We start from the raw sequence: 23519 nt of genomic DNA on the forward strand, positions 1-23519 counted from the left end.
CGCGAATTCGTCCGCTTGATCGAAGCCTGATTCAGCCCGCTGCGCGAGCGTCAATCGCATCGTGCAGCAGCGTCACGAGATCTTCGGGCAAAGCCGGCTTGGTCATGAAATGCTGGAAGCCTTCGCCGATGCTGCGTAAGCGGTAAGCGTCGTCAGTGTGGCCGGTGAGCGCCACCGCAACCGATGGCGGATGGTCGCCGCGTATCTCGTGGTCGCGCAAGCGCTGGATCAGATAGAAACCGTCCATGGCGGGCAGTTCCAGATCGCATACCACGGCGTCGGGCAACAATCGCAGTGCCGCCTCCACGCCCTCTTCCGCATCCGCCACAGCGACGACATGCGCGCCTTCTGCTTCGAGTAATAAGGTCAACGATTCCCGGCTGTCCGGGTCGTCTTCTACGAGCACGATCGTGGCCTGATCGAGTCTCAATGCTCCGTTCATTTTCCGTTGTTGCTCAAAAAAACCGGTTAGGCCGTCCGACTTGGCCAACGTTTCGCCCTGCTGCTTGCCGCCGATGTGCGCGGCTGCGCTATTGCTATTCATGGTTCCGACTCGATTTCATGCGCGGAGTTGCAACCAGGCCCAAGATTGTAAAGCATGGCCCAGGCGCCAACGCGCGCGCACAGTAACGCGCCAAAATTGCACGCCGATGAAAAACCGGCCCTCGGTGCCACAGTCACGTCTCTCCGATGCCGACCCGATTCGCCGTGGCGGCCCGCGCAAACCCCATTCGCACGGCCTCTCCCGCCCGACGTTTCTTTTCCCTTTCCTTTTCTTGCGCGATGCCGGCAACCTGATTGATGCCGCCTGCATGCACATCCACACCAGCTACAGCACGTTGCGTGCCTCGCCGGCCCCGGCGGCCGACGAAAGTCTCTCGACGCGCAGATTGGCTTGCCGGATGTCTGGGGCGCTATCATCGTGTGGGCGCAGACCGCGCCGAACTTTGCGCCGCCGCGGCGCCGCGCGGCATCCGGTCGCCATACCCCGTTTGCGCTTCCAACCTTGAGGCCGCCCGACACCATGTCCGATCTCGACCCCGCTACGCTCGAAGCACTCCGCCAGGTCAGCACTGCCACGCTGACGACTCAATTATTCAAACGCGGCCTGCGCAATACATTCATGCGCGACGTCGCGCCGCTCGCCGCGCATAGCGGCGCCAATCTGGTCGGGCCGGCGTTCACGCTGCGCAACATTCCATCGCGTGAAGACATCGACGTGCTCGAGCTGTTTGCCGATCCCGAGTACGCGCAGCGCAAGTGTGTCGAAACGATTCCGGCCGGCCATGTGCTGGTGCAGGATTGTCGCGGCGAACGCGGCAGTGCGTCGTTCGGTTCGATCCTGACTCAACGCTTGCAGGTTCGCGGCGTGGCGGGCATGGTGTCCGACGGCCCGGTACGGGACAGCACGACGATCGCGGCGCTCGGCATACCGGTGTTTTGCGCGGGGGCGAGCGCGCCGCCCAACCTGATTCGCCATCACGCGGTGGATATCAATGTGCCGATCGGCTGCGGCGGTGTTGCGGTGTTTCCGGGCGACGTGATTGTCGGCGATGCGGATGGTGTGGTGGTGATCCCGCTGAAGATGGCGGCAGAGGTCGCGCAAGCCGCCGCCGAACAGGAGCAACTTGAAGCGTTTCTAACCGAGCGGATTCGTGACGGCGCCGCGTTGCCCGGCACTTATCCGCCGAACGAAGCGACCAAAGCCGCTTATGAAGCGTGGAAGCGGAAACGGCAAGCATGAGACGACGTGGCGCGGCGATGGGTGATGGTGGATGGTCTATCGCGCAGGCAGGGTTCAGAAAGCGTCGCCGGACGTCAACCGGCCTTCGCCGGACCGATACCTTGCACCAGCAAAGCCACCGCATGCCGCGCGATTTCCGCTCCACCGATATTGCGGCGCAGCGGGTCGTTGCACCACAGCTTCGACGTGGCAAGCGGCAAAATCGTCAGTCCCAGTAACGTGACGAAGACGAGCGCGGGTTCCAGCCCCGCGTTCAGCCGCCCTTCCTTCTGCCACCGGGCGATAGCCGACAGCGACGCCTTCTGGTGCGCGTTGCCGAAGCGCTCGTGCATGCGCTGGCGCAACAGGCCGCCGTCGCTAATCACTTCGCGCACCCACAGCGACGGAAACCACGGATGCTCGTCCGCCGCCTGCACCAGCCGCTGCGCGAGTTGCGTGATGGCCGCGACCGGATCGTCAGGATTTTCCTGGAACGGCACGCCGAGCCCCGCGCGCAGCGGCGCGAAACGTTCGTCGATCAACACGTCGAGCAGCTGATCGCGCGTCTTGAAGTAGTAATGCATCATGGCCGGCGTGAAACCGGCCTCGCGGGCAATTTCTCCGAGCGTGGTGTCGACGATGCCCTGCCGCGCGAACAGCACGAGTGCGGCGTCGAGCAGGCGACTGCGCTGCTCCGGTCCGCGCGCCGCGCCGGGAGGCCTGCCCGGCCGCCGTGCCGGCGCGGCCGTTGCCTCCGCTTGCACCGACGAAACGCTCGCCTGGGCTTCGACACCCCGGCCGGGCGCGGAACGCCCCTTGCGAACCTTCGCGGCAGCCGTATCAGGCGGCGCGCTTCTCACGCTTCGATCGTCGGACGGAATCCTTGCCATTGCATTCAATTTGACTGGTGACGCGATGTCGCATATATTAACCTCCGAATTAATTAATTTCAACCCGCGATGCCATGGACCAATCGACCACGACACAACCCGCTGAATTGACGCAGCCCTATGCGCAGGCAACCGCGCCCGCAGCCGATCATCCGCCGGTCCGCCTGCTGTTTCCGGCGCTGCTGCTGGTCATGCTGCTCGCCGCGCTCGATCAGACAATCGTTTCGACGGCGCTGCCTACTATCGTCGGCGACTTGGGCGGCCTCAACAATCTCTCATGGGTGGTGACGGCCTACCTGCTCAGCTCGACCATCGTCGTGCCGCTGTATGGCAAATTCGGCGATCTGTTCGGCCGCAAGATCGTCTTGCAGACGGCGATCATCGTGTTCCTGGTCGGCTCCGCGTTGTGCGGCGTCGCGCAGGACATGACGCAGCTCATCGTGCTCCGCGCGCTGCAAGGTCTCGGCGGCGGCGGCTTGCTGGTGGTTACGATGGCCGCCATCGCCGACGTGATTCCGCCGGCCGAACGCGGCCGCTATCAGGGCGTGTTCGGCGGCGTGTTCGGCCTTGCGACCGTGATCGGACCGCTGCTCGGCGGCTTTCTCGTCGAGCATCTCTCGTGGCGCTGGATCTTCTACATCAATTTGCCGCTCGGCATCATCTCGTTCGTCGTGATCGGCGCGGTCTTCAGGCCGCACGTTCGCCATGTGAAGCACACCATCGACTACATGGGCGCCGCGTTTCTCGCCGGCGCCCTCACCTGCATCATCCTGTTCACGAGCCAAGGCGGCACGATCCTGCCGTGGTCGTCGCCGCAACTCTGGTTCACGCTGGGCATGGGGCTGGTAGCGATCTGGGGTTTCATCCACGAAGAACGCACCGCGGTCGAACCGATCATGCCGCTCGAACTCTTCAGGCAACGCACGTTTTTGCTGAGCAGCCTGATCGGTTTCATCATCGGCGTATCGCTGTTCGGCTCGGTGACGTTCCTGCCGTTGTATTTGCAGGTGGTCAAAGGCTCGACGCCAACGGAAGCCGGCATGCAGATGCTGCCGATGATGGGCGGTCTGTTCCTGATGTCGATGGTGACCGGCCGGGTGATCAGCAAGATCGGCAAGTACCGCATGTTCCCGATCGCCGGCACGTTGCTCGTCGCGGTGGCGATGTTGCTGCTCGCCCGCCTGCAGATCAGCACGCCGATTCATGTGATGTATATCGACATGGGCATTCTCGGTTGCGGGCTCGGCATGGTGATGCAGGTGCTGATTCTCGCGGTGCAGAATACCGTCGAGTTCAAGCATATGGGCGTGGCGACTTCCGGCGCGACACTGTTCCGCTCGATCGGTGGATCGATCGGGGTCGCCGGCTTCGGCGCGGTGTTTTCCAACGGCCTCGCCGCGCGCCTCGAAAAGCTGATCCCACCCGACACCGAACTGCCGCACGCGCTCGGCCCCGCCGCGATCCATTCACTGCCGCAAGCGTTGCGCGACGATTATCTGCACGCATTCGCGGGCGCGTTGCACACGGTGTACCTTTCGGCTGCGTGCGTGGTGGTGCTGGCCTTTGCGCTCGCATGGCTGCTGAAGGACCATCCACTGCGCAAACATTGACTGTTTTCCCGCTTGCTTCAGGCGCTTGCTTCAGACGCTTGATGCATGCGCTCAATGACGAGGCCGGACGCCATGCGCGCCGGCCTCGTTCTGTTTTCGCCCTCCGTCGATTCGTGTGAAAAAACCCCCGCGTCCGTTCGTCCTGCCGATATAGCGGCTATTTCGTCCTACCTACCAATGTTCGCTGGCGCACATAAGATAGGTAGCAACGGCGATTGACGTTCCGATTGAAACCCCACATATTGCAACCAGCGGCAGCGCAAGCGTGGGCTGGCCGCCCAAGACTCTCCGGCGCATGTGGATCGTGATTCCCGCGGACATGGCTGCCGCTTCAACATGATCCGGAACATGCCGTAATGGCATCGTTTTCCAAAGGTGGGTCCACAGCATGTCCACCCAGACACTACTCGGCCACAGTTTTCCGACGCCTTGCAAGCGGTGTGGCGGCGCGCTGTACCGGCAAGTCGACTATTGCCCCTATTGCGGCGAGGTGCATCCGCTCGATGCGGGTCCGCACAAGCGCACCGTGATTCCCGGCAGCCGCGCCAGCGCCATGAACAAATCAGCGCAAAAAAACAGCCTCGACCCGGCGACAGCCGATGAAACCGACCCTACGACGCGCGTCGCGTTCATCGACGACCCGGTCCGTGCCGAAGCCGTGATGCCTGCGTCAGCACTCGTTTCAACGGATAGGCCGATCGCGCCTCTTCCCGCCATGCCTTATGCGGAGGGTCGCGGTTCAATCTCGCTGCGTAAGATGCTTTACGCGATCGGGGCAGTTGGCGTAATTGGCCTGGCGTATGTCGGATATGCGCTATTCAGTGGGCGCGATGGGTCGAGCGGGAATAACGAGCAGCCTGCCGAGAGCGAAACTGCTCAGGATGCCAGAACGACGACCGGCACGATCGCACTGTATTCGCCGACCCGGTCGGCCAACCCGTCTCCCGCCGCGGGCAAACCCGCCGCGTCCGTCAATCCCGCGAAGCCGGTGCAAGCGGTACAAGCGATGCCGACAACGCCCGTCGCGCCGGCGGTGCCCGTTGTGCCCGCCAAGCCCGCGCCGCAGTTCCGCGATGCAGCGCAAGCTGTGCAGGCGGCGCGTCTCGCCTCCCGCGCCAACGATCTCTCTTCAGCGCAAGCCGCGCTTGGCGTGGCGCAAACGATGCAACCGGGCAATTCCGACGCCGAAGACCTCGCGACAGAATTGAAGCCGCTGACCGCCCGCCGCGACGCCGCCTTGCAAGCCGCGCAAACTTGCGCCGCACAGCAGTCGTGGCCCTGCGCACGCCAGTACGCCAACGAGGCGCTCACGATCGACACCGGCAGCGACACGGCGAAGTCCATACTTGAACGCGTGATTCGCGAGACCGGCTGGGCGCCGCTCACTCCGCGTGGCGCGGCCGGCGCGCCGTCACAAGGCAAACCGTCGGCGCAAGCCGCTCCGTCGTCACAGAAGGTAGTTCAATCGCAGACTCCACTGTCCAAAGGTCTGCCGCCGAACAGCGAAGCGATAGTGGCCGCCCCGCGCTCCACCACCGCGACGCCCGACGGCAATAGCGTCGAGGCGCGGGAACGCGCCATCAAGGACTCGGGCTGGAAACGTCCGGCGACGAATGCCGCGAAGCCCTCCGCAGGTGGTTCATCCGGCCAGTGACAGATAGTTTGGATACCGAATCGTATAACTAGTCTGCCCGGGAATCGCACGTATCGGCGCCTTTGGTTTGAGAGGTAACAGACGGACGTGGCAGGCGCGGCACATAGAACATGACATGGCAATCCGGCTCACTGGTGCTTCGTGCGCGTCGACGCGCGAAGTCATACGAACCTGACCGATAGGTAGAGAGACCATGCTGAAGAGACTTCTCGCGGGATGGCTGGGGCTGGCGTTGATGGTCGTGTCTTCGCTGGCCTGCGCGGAGCCGGCGCATTACAAGATCGTCACCGGACCGGAACGGGGCACGTATATCCAGATCGGTCAGGATCTGTCGAAATGGGTTGCGCAGCCGGCGGGCATCGACCTGGAAGTGATGGCGTCGAAGGGCTCGGCTGAAAACGTGCAACGCATGCGCTTCGAGCCGGGCGTGAAACTCGCGCTCGTGCAATCAGACGTGTACCAGGCTTACATCGACATGGCCAACGCCGGCAACGCCGATGCCGGCACGGCGATCCGGCCGCTGCGGCTCATCATGCCGCTTTACGACGAGGAAATTAACGTCGTGGTGCGCGCGGACTCGCCCCTGAAAACCCTTGCCGATATCAAGGACAAAAGCATTAGCGTCGGCCTGATTGGCAGCGGAACCGCGCAGTCGGCCACGACGCTGTATCACCTGATGTTCGGTCAGGCGATACCCGAGCAGAACATCCAGCATCTCAGCAACGAAGATGCGCTGGCCGCGTTGATCGTGAAGAAAGTGGATGTCGCGATCATCGTGGTCGGACAGCCGGCCAAGCTGTTCAACGATATGAATCCCGACCTGTTGCAGCAGATCCGCCTTCTGAAGGCCGATCCGGCCGCACCCGAAACCAGCCGCGCCAAACAAACCTATTTCCCCACGACGATCCGCGCGACCAGCTATCCGACCTGGCTCAAGGAAGATGTCCCCGCGCTGACCGTCAAGGCGTTTCTCGTCACCTACGATTATGGCCTGCGCGACACCGTCGGCAATCTCAACCACTTTGCCGACTCGCTCTGCGCCAACTTCGACAATCTCCAGGAACACGGGCATCCGAAATGGAAGCAGGTGAAGCTGGAGTTGCCGCCGCTCGTGCGCGGGTGGAAATACTACTCGCCGGTTGAGAAACATCTGCGCGCGTGCCTCACGAACAAGAGCGCCGCGATGAACGCAACGGCCGCCCAGCAGGGCACACCGAAACCGCGTCCGACGTGTACGGATCAGGAGCGCTTGCTTTTGCTGTGCAAGTGAGTTCGACGCATTGGCGAGCGGATGTTCAGCCGCCCCCCCAACGTCCGCGTTCGGCGTGACGCCGGCCCGACCGCTGTACCGCCCCATTCCTCGGTACAGTTTGGACGATTTGCACCGATCCGTACCTTACTGTCCAAAGCCGGATAGCGGATGCTATCAATCCTCTTTCCCGCGCACGGACTCTCCGATGGACAAAACGACGAATGGCTGGCTGAGCGGCTTCATAGGGGTGTTGATCTTCAGCGGCTCGCTGCCGGCCACGCGCGTCGCCGTGCAAGGCCTCGACCCGCTATTCCTGACGGTCGCCCGCGCGACGATCGCCGGCACCCTTGGTCTGCTGCTCCTGCTCGTATTCCGGCAGGCGCGGCCGTCCCGCCCTGACCTGATTCCGCTGGTGATCGTCGCGCTCGGCGTGGTAATCGGCTTTCCGTTACTGACGGCGCTGGCGCTGCGCCACGTGAGCGCGGCGCATGCCGTCGTGTTCGTCGGCCTCCTGCCGCTCGCCACGGCGATCTTCGGCGTGCTGCGCGGCGGCGAGCGTCCACAGCCGGCGTTCTGGCTGTTCTCGGCGCTCGGCAGCGGCGCGGTGGTGGCGTTTGCCCTGCGTCACGGCCTTGACGCGTCGCCGCTCGGCGACGCGCTGATGCTGGCCGCCATCGTCGCATGCGGGCTCGGCTATGCCGAAGGCGCGCGCCTGTCGCGCCACCTCGGCGGCTGGCAGGTGATCTCGTGGGCGCTCGTGCTGTCGTTGCCCCTCATGCTGCCGCTCGCGGTGTGGACACGGCCCGCCTCGCTCGACGGCGTCAGTCAGGCGTCGCTCTGGGGTCTCGCGTATGTGTCGCTCTTCAGCATGCTGATCGGCTTCGTGTTCTGGTATCGCGGCCTCGCGCTCGGCGGCATCGCGGGCGTCGGGCAGTTGCAGTTGCTGCAGCCGTTCTTCGGCTTGCTGCTCGCGGGACTGCTGCTGCACGAGCAGGTGCCGCCCGCGATGATTCTGGTTACCGTCGTCGTGGTGGGCTGCGTGGCGGGCGCGCGGCACTTCTCGCGGGCGGCGCCGGCGCGGCCGGCTGTCTGATGCGTGCCCGGCATCGACTTTCGAGAACCCGCGCGGCGCGGGCGGCCGGTCGAGTATGTCATCATTCCACGTTCGACTAACCACCACCCAGCGCCGCGACTACGATGCCGACCGCTTTTGCTCAAACCGTCGAAGCCCGCTTTGCCGAACTCACGCCCACTTCCAAGCGCGTCGCCAGCTACATGCTGGCCAATCTCGAGCGGCTCGGCCTCGAAACCGCCGACCAGATCGCCCAGCAAGCCGGCACGAGCGGCATATCGGTCGGCCGTTTCCTGCGCAGCGTCGGCTATCAGAATCTCGACGACCTGAAGCGCGAACTGCGCGGCGCTCAGGAGCGTCCGTGGCTGATCACGGACCGGCTCGATGCGTTCCGCCGCGCCGCCGGTCAGCACGATGGCACCACACCGGACGCCAGTTCGCCTGCCGAGCCCAACCCCGCGCTCGCCCATTCGCTCGAACTCGAAATCGGCGCGATCCAGCACGTTTACCAACTCGCGCAATCGCCGGTGTTCGCGCACGTGGCCGAGCGCATCTCGAACGCGGATGCCGTCTACATTCTCGGCATTCAGTCCACGCGCGGCATCAGCAACGCGTTCTACAGCTACCTCGAATACATCCGTCCGCGCGTGTTCTATTCCGACGGCATGTCGGGCTCGTACGTCGATTCGCTGAACGCCGGCTTCGAATCGCCGTATCTGATCGTCACCGACACACGCGCCTACTCGAAGGTCGCGCGACGCTATTGCGAAGCCGCCACGCGCCGCGGCTTGCCCTTCGCGCTCGTCACCGACATTTACTGTCCGTGGGCGCGCGAATTCAACGGCGACCTGCTGCAGGTGAAAACCGACGTCGGCCAGTTCTGGGATTCACTCGCGCCGCTCACCTGCCTTTTCAATCTGCTGATCTCGGCGATCGTCGAAAGACTCGGGCCGCGTATCGACGAACGTGTCGCGCGCAACCGGGAACTGCAAAGCGAATTCGATCAATTCGACGACCTCTGATATACGCCACGTCCTTCGCCTCATGACCGACCATCGACTCATCGAAATCACGCCCGCCACGCATGGCGTGGATCTCGACCTCGTCTACGCCACCGCGCGCAACCTCACCGGGAAACCGATCTACCGGGCCGCGCATTGTCTTCTGCTCGAACCAGCGGAAGCGGCACTGCGCCGTGCGGTCGAACTCGCCCGCCAGATCGGCACGACGTTACGCATTTTCGATGCATACCGGCCGCCGCAAGCGCAGCAGGTGCTGTGGGATTTTCTGCCCGATCCGACCTATGTGGCGGACCTGACGCGCGGCTCGAACCATAGCCGCGGGACAGCGCTCGACCTGACATTGCTCGACGCGCACGGCGAAGAACTCGACATGGGCACCGGCTTCGACGCCATGACGATCGAATCGGAGCACTTTCATCCCGGCTTGCCGGAAGAGGTGCAGCGCAATCGCATGCTGTTGCTGGGTGTGATGCATGGCGCGGGCTTCACGCACATCAAGAGTGAATGGTGGCATTACGAGTTGCCCGGTTCTCGCGCATTGCCGCTGATCGACAACAGCGCGAGCGGGCCGCTTCGCCTGATGTGACGATCGATCGCCAGGAAAACAGGTATCCTCACCGGCTCGTTCAGAAGGAGGATCCATGAAGTTTTCAATTTGCCTGGCGGTTGCCGCCCTGACGGTTTCTGCCGGCGCGTATGCCCAGACCGCGCAAACCTTCCGCTTCGGCGAGGGCCAGAGCTCGCTGCCGTCCGGTCATGCACAGGCCCAGCAGGCGCCGGCTCCGCAGCAATCCGCCGAACAGCATGCGCCGACAACCGAGGCCAAACCGAAACATAAGGTCAGGCATAAACGGCATCATCGTGGGTACGTGACGCAGCCCGATACGTACTCGCATAGCTAAGCGGTGCCAGGCGCGTGGGCGTGGGGGTGTGTCACCTTCGCCATACGTCGCGGCGATTTTTGACTCGCTTCAAATTCGCGCGCGCGGCGGGCATAGTCAAGCGTATCCGCCGATTGATCGCCACGACAGGACCACGTATGAGCATCACCCACACCACGCCCGCCACTTCAGGATCAGCGTCCGCAACCGCCCCGCTGATCCGCGACGCCACCGAAGCCGATCTTCCGGCGATCCAGGCGATCTACGCCCACCACGTGCTGACCGGCGTCGCCTCGTTCGAAGAAACCCCGCCCTCCGTCGACGATCTGCGCACGCGGCTCGCGTCGGTACGCAGCCACGGGCTGCCGTACATGGTGGCGGAGATCGACGGCGAAGTCGCCGGCTATTGCTACGCGACGCCTTATCGGCCGCGCGCCGCGTATCGCAACACCATCGAAGATTCCATCTATGTGAACGATGCCTATCGAGGCCGCGGTCTGGGGCGCGTGCTGCTCCAGGCGCTGATCGAACGCTGCGAAACCGGACCATGGCGCCAGATGGTCGCCGTGATCGCGGACGGCGGCAGCGGCGGTTCGTTGTCGCTGCATACGCAGTTGGGTTTCGAATTGACAGGCACGCTGAAGGCGGTGGGCTTCAAACACGGCCGCTGGCTCGACACGACGCTGATGCAGCGCGCACTCGGCAAGGGTGATTCGAGCGTGCCGGACGACGTGTCGGCAGGACGCGACTGAAGCGCCGCGCTAGAATCCTTCCCATGCCCAACACCCCGCCTCCTGTCCCACCGTTGTCCGCCGGCGCGCACGAAGCGGCCGGCGCCACGCCGCGCAACGAATACACCGTCGACGAACTCGCGCGCGTCACCGACACCACCGTGCGCAATGTGCGCGCCTATCAGGATCGGGGCCTGCTCGCGCCGCCGGAAAAACGCGGCCGCGTCGGCGTGTACGACGACACGCACGCTTCGCGTCTGAAGCTGATCAACCATCTGCTCGCGCGCGGCTATACGCTCGCGAACATCCAGGACCTGATCATGGCCGTCGACGAAGGCCACGATCTGCGCTCCATCCTCGGCCTGGAAACGGCGATCGGCGGCCGCTGGTCGCGCGAGCGGCCGAAAAAATACTCGCTGCTCGAACTGCTGCACATGTTCGGCGACAAGGCTTCGCCGAGCGCGCTCGGCAAGGCGGTCGACCTCGGCCTGCTGGAGCGCGACGGTCTCTCGTTCGTGTCGGGCAGCCCGACGGCGCTGGCCGCCGGCGCGACCATGGCGAAGGAAGGCATTCCGCTTGCCGATCTGCTCGACGCGGTAGGCATCGCGCGGCCGCATTTCAACGCGGTCGCTAAAGCGCTCGTCGATCTGGTGGTCCGCCAACTGGACCGCTACGACGCCGACGCGCTGCCGCCGCCCGCCGACGTGCCGGCTCTAGTCGAAGCGATCTGGCGCCTGCGGCCGCTCGCGATGGTGCTGGTGGAAAGCGAAATGAACCGGGCGCTGGAAGAAGCCTCGGGCGATTACCTCGGCGACCGTGTCGCGGCGATCATGGAAAAGAAACTGGGGCATCCTGCGGAAGGCGCTGCGAGCGCTGCGGGCACGACAAAGAAGCACAAAACAAAGAAGTAGTCTGCACGCCCAGTCCCGCTCTCGCCTTCGCGTCCACCTGCGCCCGCGTACTAGCCTTCGCCGCCACTCGTGCTTATGCGCACGCCCGCTTGCGCGTGCTCGCTGGACACACCGAGACCGCGCATGTTCCGCCCTGCGTCATATTCAAATCTGCATTGCTTCGTTTGAACCGCGCGAGCTCCATGCGACGATCCCCGAACGTCGCCGCAACGCGTTTTCTGCCGCATCCGCGAGTCCGCGCCATGCTTTTAGCGGACCGAACGATGCCCGCAGACAACCCGCGGCGGCCACACCAATCGAACGCAATGGAGATTCGCAGGATGGTCCGTCACGCCCGTTATTCGCTTCAACTCGGCGCCGCCTTGCTCGCGGCATTCACCACCTTGAACGCCACCGCGCAGACCGGCGGCAACGGCAGCGAGCCGGCCAAGGTACTGCGCATCGGCTATCAGAAATCAGGCCTGCTTGCGATACTCAAGGCGCAAGGCTCGCTCGACGAAAAACTCAAACCGCTCGGCTACAGCATCAAGTGGTTCGAATTCCCCGCTGGACCGCAGCTGCTCGAAGCGTTGAACGCGAACAGCATCGACTTCGGCTACACGGGCGCGCCGCCGCCGGTGTTTGCTCAAGCCGGCGGCGTGCGCTTCGTGTACGTCGGCGCCGAGCCTTCGGGACGCCACGCCGAAGCGATCCTCGTCAAAGGCGACTCGCCGCTGCATAGCGTGGCCGATCTGAAAGGCAAACGCGTCGCGCTGCAAAAAGGCTCCAGCTCCAACTATCTGATACTCGAAGCGCTCAAGAAAGCGGGCCTGCGCTACGAGGATATTCGCCCGGTGTACCTGCCGCCCGCCGACGCGCGCGCCGCCTTCGAAAGCGGCAGCGTCGATGCATGGGTGATCTGGGATCCGTACTACGCGTCCGCTCAGCAGGCGTTGAAAGCGCGCACGCTGGCCGACTACACCGAACTCAACGCCCCGTACAACTTCTATGAAGCGACGCGCGACTTCGCGCAGCAGCATCCCGACGTGATCGGCGCGATTCTCGGACAGTTGCGCACTGCCGGGCTGTGGGTCAACGCGCACCCGGTGGAAACCGCCGCGCTGATCGCGCCGAAGGTCGGTCTCGATCAGAAGCTGGTCGAAACATGGGTGCGCCGCTATCCGTATGGCACCTCCGCCGTCACGGACGAGATCGTGCGTTCGCAGCAGATCGTCGCCGATGCGTTCTACGGCGCCAATCTGATCCCGGCGAAGATCATCGTCAAAGACAGCGTCTGGCAAAACCGCGAAATCACGTCGGCACTGGCCGCAAAGTAGCCCGGCGGCGGGCCTCCACGCCTAGAGGCGGGCGTCTAACCGTCAACTTGCGTCATCCGTTACCAGCCTCTATTGTTACATCAACCAATGTAACAGTTTAGAAGGTAAAAGGAGACGGATCGGATGAACGCACGCACGATGCTGCACGACGCCGCGGCGCCCGAAGCGTTAGCGCCTATCGAAACCGACATCGCCATCATCGGGACCGGATTCGCGGGCCTCGGCATGGCGATCCGCCTGCGCCAGTCCGGCGTCACGGACTTCATGGTTGCCGAAAAGGCCGATTCGGTCGGCGGTACGTGGCGCGACAACCATTACCCCGGTTGCGCGTGCGACGTCCAATCCCACGTCTACTCGTTCTCCTTTGCCCCGAATCCGCGCTGGACCCGCATGTTCGCGCGCCAGCCGGAAATCCGCGCTTACCTCGAAGACTGCACGCAGCGCTTCGGCGTCGAGCGGCATCTGCGTTTCGGCCATGAACTGGCCAGCGCGATCTACGACGAAGCGCGCCACCGCTGGCAACTGACCTTCGCGAACGGCCGGCAATGGTCGGCACGCGTGCTGATTTCGGCTATGGGCGGCCTGTCGCGCGCGGCCGTGCCGAACATTCCCGGCCTCGAAAAATTCAGGGGCAAGACCTTCCATTCGCAGCAGTGGGATCACAGCTATTCGCTCGAAGGCAAACGCGTCGCCGTGATCGGCACGGGGGCAAGCGCGATCCAGTTCGTTCCGCAGATCGCGCCGCGCGTCGCGCATCTCGACCTGTTCCAGCGCACGCCGCCGTGGATCATGCCGAAGGCCGACCGCGCCGTCAGACCGTTGGAGCAATGGCTGTTCAAACACCTGCCGTTCACGCAGAAGATCATGCGCTCGGCGCTCTACTGCATGCTCGAATCGCGCGCCTTGGGTTTCGCGATTCATCCGTCGCTGATGAAAACCGCGCAGAAGGCCGCGGAGCGGCATCTGCGCCGTCAGGTGCGCGATCCGCAATTGCGCGCCGCGCTCACGCCCAATTACACAATGGGCTGCAAGCGCGTGCTGATTTCGAACGATTACTTCCCCGCTCTGTCGCGTCAGAACGTTTCGGTGACGACCGCCGGCATCGCGCGCATCGAGGAAGACGCGGTTGTCACCACCGACGGCGCGCGTCATCGCGCCGATTGCCTGATCTTCGGCACCGGCTTCCAGGTGGCCGACCCGTTTCCGCGCGGCGTGGTGCGCGGGCGCGGCGGCGTCGATATTGTCGATACGTGGCGCGACGGCGCGCACGCTTACCTCGGTACTGCATTGCCTGGTTATCCAAACTTCTTCATGGTGGTCGGGCCGAACACAGGTCTCGGCCATAACTCGATGGTGTTCATGATCGAGTCGCAGGTCGAGTACATCCTGCGCGCGCTGAAGACGATGCATGCAGAATGCGCCGACGCCATCGAAGTACGTCCGCAAGTGGAGCGCGCGTACAACGAGCAGATCCAGCAGAAACTCGGCCGCGCGATCTGGTCCACGGGTGGCTGCAAGAGCTGGTATCTCGATCCGTCGACCGGCAAGAACACGACGCTGTGGCCGGGATTTGCCTACAAATTCCGCCAGGCCACCATGACCTTCAGCATGGCCGATTACCTCGCGTATTCGCCCGCACCGCATGTGGCGAGCGTGCCGCCGGGTTCAGCGCAAGGCACGCATGCTCATGGCGGCGCTGCTTCCGCGCCTGTGGAAGCAGCCTGACCACACATAAAAGACAACGACAACGACAACGCACCGTTCAGGGAGAACCGGAGATAAACCAATGAAAAACTTTACCGACAAAGTCGCCGCGATCACCGGCGCAGGCTCGGGCATGGGCCGCTCGCTCGCGATTCAACTGGCGCGCGAAGGCTGCCACCTCGCGCTCGCCGACCGCAATGCGGCGAGCCTCGCCGAAACCGCACAGCTTGCGCAAGCCGCGGCACCGCGGATCGTCGGTTCGCCGTTGCGCATCACCACCCGCGTGCTCGATGTTGCCGAGCGCGCCGCGATGTTCGAGTGGGCCGCCGAAACGGCCGCGCAGCTTCAGGGCGTCAATCTCGTGTTCAACAACGCGGGCGTCGCGCTGTCGAGCACGATCGAAGGGATGGATTACGCGGATCTGGAGTGGATCGTCGGCATCAACTTCTGGGGCGTGGTGCACGGCACGAAAGCGTTTCTGCCGTATATCAAGGCCTCCGGTGACGGCCATATTGTCAATACGTCGAGCGTGTTCGGGTTGTTTTCGCAGCCCGGCATGAGCGGGTACAACGCGACCAAATTCGCCGTGCGCGGCTTTACCGAAGCGCTGCGCCAAGAACTCGACCTGATGAAATGCGGCGTCTCGGCGACCTGCGTGCATCCGGGCGGCATCCGCACGAGCATCGCGCAATCGAGCCGCATCGCGACGAACATGGTCGGCTTCATGCTGGAAACCGAACAGCAAGGCAAGGACGACTTCGAAAAGTTTTTCATCACCAGCGCCGACGAAGCCGCGCGCGTGATTCTCGACCGCGTGCGCAGAAACAAGCGGCGCGTGCTGATCGGACGCGACGCGCGAGCCGCCGACTGGCTGGCTCGCACACTGCCGGCCGCCTATCAGGCACTCGTGGTGATGCAAACGCGCCGCATGAAACGCATCGCCGAAAAACGCGCGCGGCGCGCCGCGCAGATGGACGGCAAGCGCGCCTGATGCGCCGGACTTCTTTGCCGGGCGCCACGTACGTCATTCGATCACGATCAGCAACTCATCGAGAATCACAAGGAGAAAGGCCATGATGCCGATTCGCCGCGACCTCCGTTTTAATTTGCCGCCGGAACGTGCCTGCGATTGGCACGTGCAGGGCTCGCATGTGACACACTTCTTCAACGCGCTTTCGCTGCTGTTTCCGGCCGGCGAGCGTTTTTTCATGGACAGCGTGCGCAACTACCGCGATCAGATCGACGACCCTGTGCTGAAGAAGCAGGTGCTCGGCTTCATCGGCCAGGAAGCCATGCATACGCGCGAGCATGTCGAATACAACGATCTGCTGCAGGCAGCCGGCCTGCCCGCGCACAAGCTCGACAAACGGCTGTGGGCAATTCTCAACTTCGGCCGCAAAGTCCTGCCGCATTCTTACCAGCTCGCCGTCACCGTCTGCCTCGAACACTACACGGCGATGCTGGCCGGCCTGCTGCTGGAAGACGCGTCGCGCATCGGCGGTTCGGTGGAAGGCTATACGCAGATGTGGACCTGGCATGCGCTCGAGGAAACCGAGCACAAGTCCGTTTCCTACGACGTATGGAACGCCGTGCTCAAACCCGGGCTCGGCCGCTATCTGCTGCGCACCGGCACCATGCTCGCCACGACGCTGACGTTCTGGCTGATCGTGTTCGACTACCACGTGCGGTTGCTCATCGCCGACCGCAAACGCGGCGGTCATCTGCGCGGCATGTGGCGCGTCGTGAAGTATCTGTATGGCCCGCGTCATGGTGTGTTTCCGCGCATCGCAGGTGAATGGCTGAGCTTTTTCCGGCCCGGCTTCCATCCGTGGGATCACGACAACCGTGTGCAACTGGCCCGCATCGAGGGTCTCGTCGCCGCGGTCGATGCCGCCAATGCGCTCACGCCGAGCGCCCGCAAGGCCGCGCGGCGCGGTGTGCAGGCGGCCGCGTGATACGCGACACGCTGTCGGTCGAGGCCGGCGACGTGCGGCTCACGGTGTACGTGAGCGGACCGCGCGACGCGCCGCCAATCGTGCTGGTGCACGGTTATCCCGACTCGGCGGCCGTGTGGGAACCGGTGCGCGCGCATCTGGACACGCGCTACCGTGTGATTGCCTACGACGTGCGCGGCGCCGGCGCCTCCGAAGCGCCGGCCACGCGCCACGCGTACCGGCTCGAATGCCTCGCCGCCGACCTTGCGGCGGTCGCCGACGCAACCTGCGGCGCGCGGCCGTTCCACCTCGTCGGCCACGACTGGGGCTCGATTCAAAGCTGGGAAGCCCTGACCGACCCGGCGTTCAAAGGCCGCATTGCTTCGTACACGTCGATCTCAGGGCCGTGTCTCGATCACGCGTCTTCCGGCTTACGCGGCGAGAGCGAGCGCGAACGCGACGGCGCCGCTCGAACCGCACAGCCGACATCGAAGCGCCCATTCGGCAGCGGCGTCCGGCAAACGCTCAAGTCCTGGTACATCTTCTTCCTTCATTTGCCGTGGTTGCCCGAACTCGTGTGGCGCGTGGGCGCCGCACGCCTGTGGCCGTTGTGGCTGCGCGTGACGGAACACGTGCGCCCCGCGCCCGATCCGGCGCAGCTGCGCAACGCGCTCAACGGCCTGAATCTGTACCGCGCCAATTTCATCGACAAGCTGCTGCGCCCGCGCGCGCGTCATGCGCACGCGCCGGTGCAATTCATCGTGCCGCTGCGTGACCGCTATGTCGGCCCGGCGCTCTCGCTTGGGCTGGAGGGCTGGCTCGGCGCGTATGAGCGCAATGAGATCGATGCCGGCCATTGGGTCGTGCTGCGCGAACCCGAACGGATCGCGGCAAATATCGAACGCTTCGTGGAGCGGCATCGCGCGGACCATGGCGGCTGGGCCGCGCCGTCTACACTCAACGCCCGCGCGGCAGGCGTGTGAAGAGCGTCGGATAATCGATCACGAGGCCGTCGTCGTCGACCTTCATATCTGCCGTGAAGTTGCGGAAGATGCCCTCGTAGCGATACTCGCGATGCAACTCGATGCATGAGTACGCCTGTTCGACACGGGTGACCTGCAAATCGGGCGTCGATATGTACGCCACCGAAATGGGTTGACGCTCGCCTTCGGCCAGTTGCAAGCGGCGGATCGGCAGCGTGTTGGTGAACGGCGTAGCGGCGATATCGATGTCGATGCAGCCCTCGATCGCGCTCAGCGCGAGGCCGTGTCCGTCGTGCCAATGGCCCGCGCCATCGCCATGCAACTCCAGCTCGCCGCCGCCGACGATCTTCAGCCACGCGTAGTGTGTGCGCCAGTGCGAGTCGCAGCGCACCTTGTAATGCAGGCCATACGACTTTCCGTAACGCTGGCCGACTACGACGCTTTCCACCGCGAAGCCGTCCTCGTGCGCGTCGAACGCCAGATGTTCGATGCCGTCGCCCTCTTCCGATGCCCATCGTAATTCACGCATCTGCCTGCCTCCTCTTTGGACGGCGCGACCGGGTTCTGCCGGGCCGCGCCGAGCTCATATCGTAGCGCGAAAACTTTTGTTTCGGCGACGCATGGTATGGCGGGCAGGTATCGCAAATAGCCACTATCAACGCACGCGATGCCCAGCGCGGCGTGGCTGGCCTATGCTCGCGGTTCGCAGTCCTCCTACCCCGACGCGCGCCCGACGCCCGGACAGCGGAATTGCGCAACATTGAAAACACACTGCCTTCCCATCATGCACCCCGTCGCAACCGAAGCTCGATCCGCCGCCTTGCGCACGTTGTTGCGCAGCCTCGGCCAGATCGTGCTGCAACCGAACGCCTTCACTGGCGCGTGCCTGCTCGCCGCATGGCTGCTCTACGACCCGCGCCTCGCCTGCGCGGCGCTGATGGGCGCAGTCGCGGCCAACGTGAGCGCGGTATTGGCCGGCTACCGCGAGGACGATACGCGCGCCGGGCTGCACGGTTTCAACGGCGCGCTGGCGGGGCTGGCCGCCTTCAACTTCATCGCCGACAATGCGACAGCGGGCGCGGTGGCGATTCTCGCCGCCACCTGCACGGCGTGGCTGTTAGCGCCGTGGTCGCGCTGGCTGCGTGAGCGCGGACTGGGCTTTTTCTCGAGCCCGTGCCTGATCGTCACGTGGCTTTGGCTGCCGATGATCACCTTCAACGCGCCGCCGGTCACCGCAAGCCCGGCGCACGTGACGAACGTGACGAACGTGACGCAATGGGGCGGCGGCTTGCTCGCCGGTTTCGCCCAAACCGGTTTTGCGTCCGACGCGTTGCCCGGTTTGCTCGTGTTGCTCGGGATTGCGGCGGCGTCGCGCAGGCATGCGCTGCGGGCGCTGATCGGCGCGGCGCTCGCCAGCGCCGCGCACCTGCTGCCCGGCGCAACGATGGCGTCGTTCGACGCCGGCCTGTTAGGATTCAACGGCGTGCTGACCGCGCTCGCGCTAGCCGACTGCCGCCTCGTCACGATGCTCGGCGGCGTGGCCTTGTCGAGCGTGCTGCAAGCGGCGGCGGCATACTTCGGCTGGCCGGTCATGACCGCGCCCTTCGTCCTCGCGACGTGGAGCGTGCAGCGGCTCTCACAGCGCCTCGGGCATGGCGTGGCCACCGTTGAACCAGCACAACCTGTGGACACCACACGCCGCGCGACGACACCGGTTCCGGTCAGGCGCGCGAGCTAGTCAGGCCACGAAGTCTCGCCAAGCGCCACGCGCACGCACGCGTTGCGGCGATCGAGCAATTTCCGGATTCAGGAGACAGACATGTCGTTCACTCACACCCCCGCCGGCCACGTCGCGGAGACGGGACCATTGTCCGACGCGGAGCGCCAGACCCGCGTCGACCTGGCCGCGGCGTACCGGCTTGTGGCGCTCAACGGTTGGGACGATCTGATCTACACGCATATCTCGGCAAGTGTTCCGGGCGAGCCCGGCCACTTTCTGATCAACCCGTTCGGCCTCGCCTTCGGTGAAGTGCGCGCCTCGAATCTCGTGAAGATCGATATCGCGGGTAACGTTGTCGGCGCGAGCGAACATGCGGTGAACGCGACCGGCTTCGCGCTGCACGCGGCGGTCCACGCGGCACGCGCCGATGCCTTCTGCGTGATGCATCTGCACGATACGGCGGGCGTGGCGGTCTCGGCGCAACCGGCCGGCCTGCTGCCCGCCTCGCAACACGCGCTGCGCTTTTACGGCCAACTCGCGTACCACGATTACGAAGGCCTCGCGTTTTCACCGGCGGAAGGCGAGCGCCTCGTCGCGCATCTCGCCGACAAGCCCGCCATGCTGTTGCGCAACCACGGCACGCTGACCACCGGCCGCACGGTCGCCGAAGCCTATGTGCTGATGGCAACGCTGCTCAAGGCGTGCGAGATCCAGTTACAGGCCCAGGCATGCGGCGCGCAACTCGTGGTGCCGGGCGATGCGGTCGCCGCACACACGGCGGAACAACTGTACGATGGCGGCGCCATTGAGGGTGCGCTCGAATGGCCCGCCTTGCTGCGCAAACTCGACCGCCTCGATACCAGCTATCGCGATTGAAATTGCGCCGCGCTCATTTCAACCCCACTCTCATGCTTAACGGAGTCACGCCATGCCCACGTTTCATATCGAACTCTTCGAAGGCCGCCCGGTGGAACAGAAACGCCAGTTTGTCGAAGCCATCACCAAGGCGACGTGCGAATCGCTAGGCGTCGAACCGAACTCGGTGGATATTATTCTGACCGACGTGAAACGCGAAAACTGGGCAACGGCTGGGCGTTTGTGGTCCGACGCGTGAGCGTGTGAAACGCGCGGCTTGCCTGCCTGCGGCCGCTGCTCGAAGCGGCCTTTTGTAGGCGATCGCGGCCGAACTGAATACAACGGAAATGGCGCGCGCGGCGTCGCAAAGCATGCGCGCTGCCACCACGGCGATGCTGAAAACGGCTGCGGACGCGAAGATTGCCGATTTGGCGGTGATAACGTTTATCTGGCTGACCGCGCTAATCGGGCCGCTCGCGCAATGCTCGAGGACCGGGTGCCAGAGATGCTGCGCGCCTTGCGCGCGCAGCTTGTGATGCTCGGCGAAGCGTAATTAAAACGCGTCGCCGTGGCGGTGTTACAACACACCGCCACGAACTTACACCATCAGAACTTGTGGATGATGCCCACACCGGCAGCAAACTGGCTGCGTGACGAGGACGGCGCGGGGTTCTGGCCGTCGCCGACACTGGCCGTCGCGTTGATGATGCTCACGCCGTTCGTGCCCAGGGTCTGACCGCCTGCGCGTTGATACGCCTCGAGCGCATACAGGCCGGTGCGCTTGGAGAGGCTGTAGTACTGCGAGAGGTTGAACTGCTGGTAGCTGGCCGAGCTCGTGATGCCGTTCGCCTTGGTAGCACGCGTATAGCTGTAGCCCGCAGCCAGGTCGAGTGCCGTCAAAGGCTTGAAGTGCAGTACGGCGCCGCCCGTGTTGAAGATCGCCGTGGTGTGGAACGGCGAATTGATACCCGGAATGTATTGCACGTTCGAGTACGAGAACGACACGTCCCACTGCGGGGAAAAGGCATAGCCGCCCGTTACCGCCACGCGCTGCTGTGCCTGGGCGCGCTGATAGCCATTGTTGATGGCCGATACACCCGCCTGGGCGCCGTTGTTCGACGTCGTGGAGTCGGGGCCCCATGCGCCGCCACCCGGCGTCGAGTTGTTGATGCGCTGGAAGCCTGCCGCGATGCCGAACGGACCGTTCAGGTACTGCAACGCCGCGCTCCACGTCGAACCGGCGTTGAAGCTGCCCGGCACGCCACCCAGCGCATACGAGCCGCTCGCCGTCAGGCCATACAGGCTCGGCGACGTATACACCAGCGAGTTGTTGACGCGATACACCGTGTCGAGAGAGTCGATATCGCCCGGGTGCGCGCCGTATGCACCCGTCAGCCACGTGGTCGGGCTGTACGGCGAGAGCATCGTATAGTACGACGTATATTGGCGGCCGGCCGTGAAGGTACCGTAGCTGGCATTCGTCACGCCGACATAAGCCTGGCGATTGAACCCGAGGCCGGAGACCGACTGCGCGCCGGTGGCGCTGTTAAAGCCCTCTTCCAACTGGAAGATCGCCTTCGTGCCGCCGCCCAGGTCCTCGGCGCCCTTCAGGCCGAACCGGCTGCCGGCCCAGATGCCGTTGACCATCTTCACGTTCGAACGGCCGCCGCTGGTCGAACCGAGCGTCGTCTGGCTGCTCTGATAGCCGATACCCGTATCGACGATCCCGTACAGCGTCACGCTGCTCTGAGCGTGCGCGCCGAGGGCGACCAAGCCAAGCGCCGAAGTTGCCAATGCCTTTTTCATTTCTGCTCCTCTTTAAAAAATTATTCTTTGGTTGCGGCACGCTTCAAGTGCCGCCGAGTGTGGATATTGTTCGAATGCCCCGGTGTTAACTAAGGGATTTCAAAATACCGGGTGACCATTGATCAGGCTGGGCAACCATGTCGAGAACATCGGTACGTAAGTCACGATGTTGATCGCGCTGAAGATAGCCAGGTAATAAGGCCACGCCACCTTGGTAGTTTCACCAATCGACACATTGCCAATCGCGCATCCGATAAATTGCACCGAGCCGATCGGCGGATGCACCAGGCCCAATGCGCAATTCAGCAGGATCATGATCCCGAACTGCACGGGGCCGACCCCGGCGTGCATCGCCATCGGCAGGAACAGCGGCGTGGTGATCAGGATGTGCGCCGCCATGTCGACGAAAGTGCCGAGGAAAATCTGGATCAGGTTGATGTACAGCAGCATCAGCCACGGCAGGCTGGTCGCGCCGTCGAGCATGTGTTCGATCGCATCCGGAATCTCCAGATAAGCCATCTGATAACGCAGCATGTTCGACACGCCGATCAGCAGCAGCACCACGCCGGTGGTTTTGGCCGCCTTGGAGAGCGCGTGGAACAGCTTCTTCATCGTCATGGAGCGATACACGACGATTGTCAGCACCAGCGAATAAAACACGGCGATAGCGGCGGCTTCCGTCGCTGTAGCAATGCCCTTCGCCACGCAAACCAGAATGATCGCGATCACCATCAAGCCGGGCAACGCACCGAGGAACGTGCGGGCCACGGCGTACCAGCCGGGGAATTTCTGCAACTCCGTCGAACCGTCGGCACGACGCGGATAACCGTATTTGACTGCTTGCCAGTATGCGGCGATCAGCACGAAACCCATCACCCACAACACCGGCAGCAGACCGGAAAACAACAGATCGCCGATCGACACGCCGCTCATGGGATGTCCATTCAACGTACCGGTGATGCCTTGGGCCGCGAATGCATAGATGATCATGTTGGTCGACGTCGGCATCAGCGCGCCCGCCAGCGACGAGTGAGTCGTCACGTTGACGGCGTAGGCCGCGCTATAGCCTTCACGCTTCATCAACGGAATCACCACACCGCCCATGGCCGACGTATCCGCCGAGGGCGAACCGGAGACGCCGCCGAACAGCGTGCACGCCACCACGTTGGCCATGCCGAGGCCGCCGCGGAAATGCCCGACCGTGGCTTGCGCGAAACGCAGGATGCGGTCCGCGATGCCGCCGTGCAGCATCAGCTCACCGGACAGAATGAAGAACGGCACCGCGAGAAACGAGAAGCCGTTGATGCCCGAGATCATCGACTGCATGGCGGTGGCCGCCGGCAAGCCTTCGTAAAGATAAGTCAGGACACACGCGAGCCCGAGCCCGAAAGAAACAGGAACGCCGAGAAGGAGGAAAACAAGAAAACTGACGGAGAGGATGGCAAGTTCCATGAT

At 63.9% G+C, this 23519-nt stretch carries 23 protein-coding genes; 18 read left to right on the forward strand and 5 right to left on the reverse strand.

Annotated elements, in window-relative coordinates; translation table 11 throughout:
• Positions 1–31 precede the first annotated feature (31 nt).
• The gene (locus B0G81_RS12785; protein ID WP_106280663.1) at positions 32–544 is read right to left on the reverse strand and encodes a response regulator; all 513 of its coding nucleotides are present in this window, start codon (positions 542–544) and stop codon (positions 32–34) included.
• 480 nt (positions 545–1024) lie between these two features.
• Here B0G81_RS12785 and B0G81_RS12790 point away from each other — a divergent pair, with 480 nt between their 5' ends.
• Positions 1025–1744, forward strand: a complete 720-nt coding sequence (locus tag B0G81_RS12790) for a ribonuclease activity regulator RraA (protein WP_134135953.1) — start codon at positions 1025–1027, stop codon at positions 1742–1744.
• A 74-nt stretch (positions 1745–1818) separates the two neighbouring features.
• Here the strand turns inward: B0G81_RS12790 and B0G81_RS12795 are convergent, their stop codons facing one another.
• Positions 1819–2613 carry a TetR/AcrR family transcriptional regulator gene (locus B0G81_RS12795; RefSeq protein WP_134135955.1) on the reverse strand — a complete coding sequence of 265 codons (795 nt, stop codon included), beginning with the start codon at positions 2611–2613 and terminating at the stop codon, positions 1819–1821.
• Between the two features lie 74 nt (positions 2614–2687).
• Between B0G81_RS12795 and B0G81_RS12800 the strand changes: the two genes are divergently transcribed.
• The 14 genes from B0G81_RS12800 (at position 2688) to B0G81_RS12865 (ending at position 17683) form a co-directional block, all read left to right on the forward strand.
• Entirely contained in the window at positions 2688–4223 is a 1536-nt protein-coding gene (locus B0G81_RS12800; protein ID WP_134135957.1) for an MDR family MFS transporter, read from the forward strand.
• A gap of 388 nt (positions 4224–4611) precedes the next feature.
• Positions 4612–5877 (forward strand): hypothetical protein, encoded by a 1266-nt coding sequence (locus tag B0G81_RS12805; protein ID WP_134135959.1) that lies wholly within the window; start codon positions 4612–4614, stop codon positions 5875–5877.
• A gap of 193 nt (positions 5878–6070) precedes the next feature.
• Positions 6071–7147 carry a TAXI family TRAP transporter solute-binding subunit gene (locus B0G81_RS12810; protein ID WP_134135961.1) on the forward strand — a complete coding sequence of 359 codons (1077 nt, stop codon included), beginning with the start codon at positions 6071–6073 and terminating at the stop codon, positions 7145–7147.
• Between the two features lie 187 nt (positions 7148–7334).
• Positions 7335–8222: a DMT family transporter gene (locus B0G81_RS12815; protein WP_116121318.1), complete on the forward strand. Its 888-nt coding sequence runs from the start codon at positions 7335–7337 to the stop codon at positions 8220–8222.
• Between the two features lie 104 nt (positions 8223–8326).
• A complete protein-coding gene (locus B0G81_RS12820) occupies positions 8327–9223 on the forward strand; it encodes a MurR/RpiR family transcriptional regulator (protein ID WP_134135963.1) in 897 nt (298 codons plus the stop codon).
• Positions 9224–9245: 22 nt separating this feature from the next.
• Positions 9246–9809: a D-alanyl-D-alanine dipeptidase gene (ddpX, locus tag B0G81_RS12825; protein WP_116121316.1), complete on the forward strand. Its 564-nt coding sequence runs from the start codon at positions 9246–9248 to the stop codon at positions 9807–9809.
• A gap of 55 nt (positions 9810–9864) precedes the next feature.
• Positions 9865–10125, forward strand: a complete 261-nt coding sequence (locus tag B0G81_RS12830) for a hypothetical protein (protein ID WP_134135965.1) — start codon at positions 9865–9867, stop codon at positions 10123–10125.
• A gap of 137 nt (positions 10126–10262) precedes the next feature.
• Positions 10263–10856: a GNAT family N-acetyltransferase gene (locus tag B0G81_RS12835; protein WP_134135967.1), complete on the forward strand. Its 594-nt coding sequence runs from the start codon at positions 10263–10265 to the stop codon at positions 10854–10856.
• A 23-nt stretch (positions 10857–10879) separates the two neighbouring features.
• Positions 10880–11746, forward strand: coding sequence for a MerR family transcriptional regulator (locus B0G81_RS12840; RefSeq protein ID WP_134135969.1), 867 nt, complete (start codon positions 10880–10882; stop codon positions 11744–11746).
• A 320-nt stretch (positions 11747–12066) separates the two neighbouring features.
• Complete coding sequence (locus tag B0G81_RS12845; protein ID WP_134135971.1) at positions 12067–13062, forward strand: sulfonate ABC transporter substrate-binding protein; 996 nt, start codon at positions 12067–12069, stop codon at positions 13060–13062.
• Positions 13063–13185: 123 nt separating this feature from the next.
• Positions 13186–14787, forward strand: a complete 1602-nt coding sequence (locus B0G81_RS12850) for an NAD(P)/FAD-dependent oxidoreductase (protein WP_134135973.1) — start codon at positions 13186–13188, stop codon at positions 14785–14787.
• Positions 14788–14848: 61 nt separating this feature from the next.
• Positions 14849–15757, forward strand: coding sequence for an SDR family oxidoreductase (locus tag B0G81_RS12855; RefSeq protein WP_134135975.1), 909 nt, complete (start codon positions 14849–14851; stop codon positions 15755–15757).
• An 82-nt stretch (positions 15758–15839) separates the two neighbouring features.
• Positions 15840–16721: a metal-dependent hydrolase gene (locus B0G81_RS12860; protein WP_106280606.1), complete on the forward strand. Its 882-nt coding sequence runs from the start codon at positions 15840–15842 to the stop codon at positions 16719–16721.
• Positions 16718–17683, forward strand: coding sequence for an alpha/beta fold hydrolase (locus tag B0G81_RS12865; protein ID WP_134135977.1), 966 nt, complete (start codon positions 16718–16720; stop codon positions 17681–17683). Before B0G81_RS12860 ends, B0G81_RS12865 begins: the two co-directional genes overlap by 4 nt.
• Here the strand turns inward: B0G81_RS12865 and B0G81_RS12870 are convergent.
• On the reverse strand, positions 17658–18212 hold the full coding sequence (locus tag B0G81_RS12870; protein ID WP_116121307.1) for a putative glycolipid-binding domain-containing protein: 555 nt from the start codon (positions 18210–18212) through the stop codon (positions 17658–17660). The two genes, B0G81_RS12865 and B0G81_RS12870, sit on opposite strands and share 26 nt — an antisense overlap.
• A gap of 255 nt (positions 18213–18467) precedes the next feature.
• On the opposite strand from B0G81_RS12870, the gene B0G81_RS12875 reads away from it, so the two are divergent.
• The 3 genes from B0G81_RS12875 (at position 18468) to B0G81_RS12885 (ending at position 20517) form a co-directional block, all read left to right on the forward strand.
• Positions 18468–19421, forward strand: a complete 954-nt coding sequence (locus B0G81_RS12875; protein ID WP_134135979.1) for an urea transporter — start codon at positions 18468–18470, stop codon at positions 19419–19421.
• 81 nt (positions 19422–19502) lie between these two features.
• Positions 19503–20279, forward strand: a complete 777-nt coding sequence (locus B0G81_RS12880; RefSeq protein WP_134135981.1) for a class II aldolase/adducin family protein — start codon at positions 19503–19505, stop codon at positions 20277–20279.
• Between the two features lie 52 nt (positions 20280–20331).
• Positions 20332–20517 (forward strand): 4-oxalocrotonate tautomerase, encoded by a 186-nt coding sequence (locus tag B0G81_RS12885; RefSeq protein ID WP_134135983.1) that lies wholly within the window; start codon positions 20332–20334, stop codon positions 20515–20517.
• Between the two features lie 347 nt (positions 20518–20864).
• Here the strand turns inward: B0G81_RS12885 and B0G81_RS12890 are convergent, their stop codons facing one another.
• Both B0G81_RS12890 and B0G81_RS12895 read right to left on the reverse strand, forming a co-directional pair.
• The gene (locus tag B0G81_RS12890; protein WP_134135985.1) at positions 20865–22064 is read right to left on the reverse strand and encodes a porin; all 1200 of its coding nucleotides are present in this window, start codon (positions 22062–22064) and stop codon (positions 20865–20867) included.
• 99 nt (positions 22065–22163) lie between these two features.
• Positions 22164–23516 (reverse strand): TRAP transporter large permease, encoded by a 1353-nt coding sequence (locus B0G81_RS12895; RefSeq protein ID WP_012426747.1) that lies wholly within the window; start codon positions 23514–23516, stop codon positions 22164–22166.
• Positions 23517–23519 lie beyond the last annotated feature (3 nt).

Source organism: Paraburkholderia sp. BL6665CI2N2 (assembly GCF_004366535.1).
GTDB lineage: Bacteria > Pseudomonadota > Gammaproteobacteria > Burkholderiales > Burkholderiaceae > Paraburkholderia.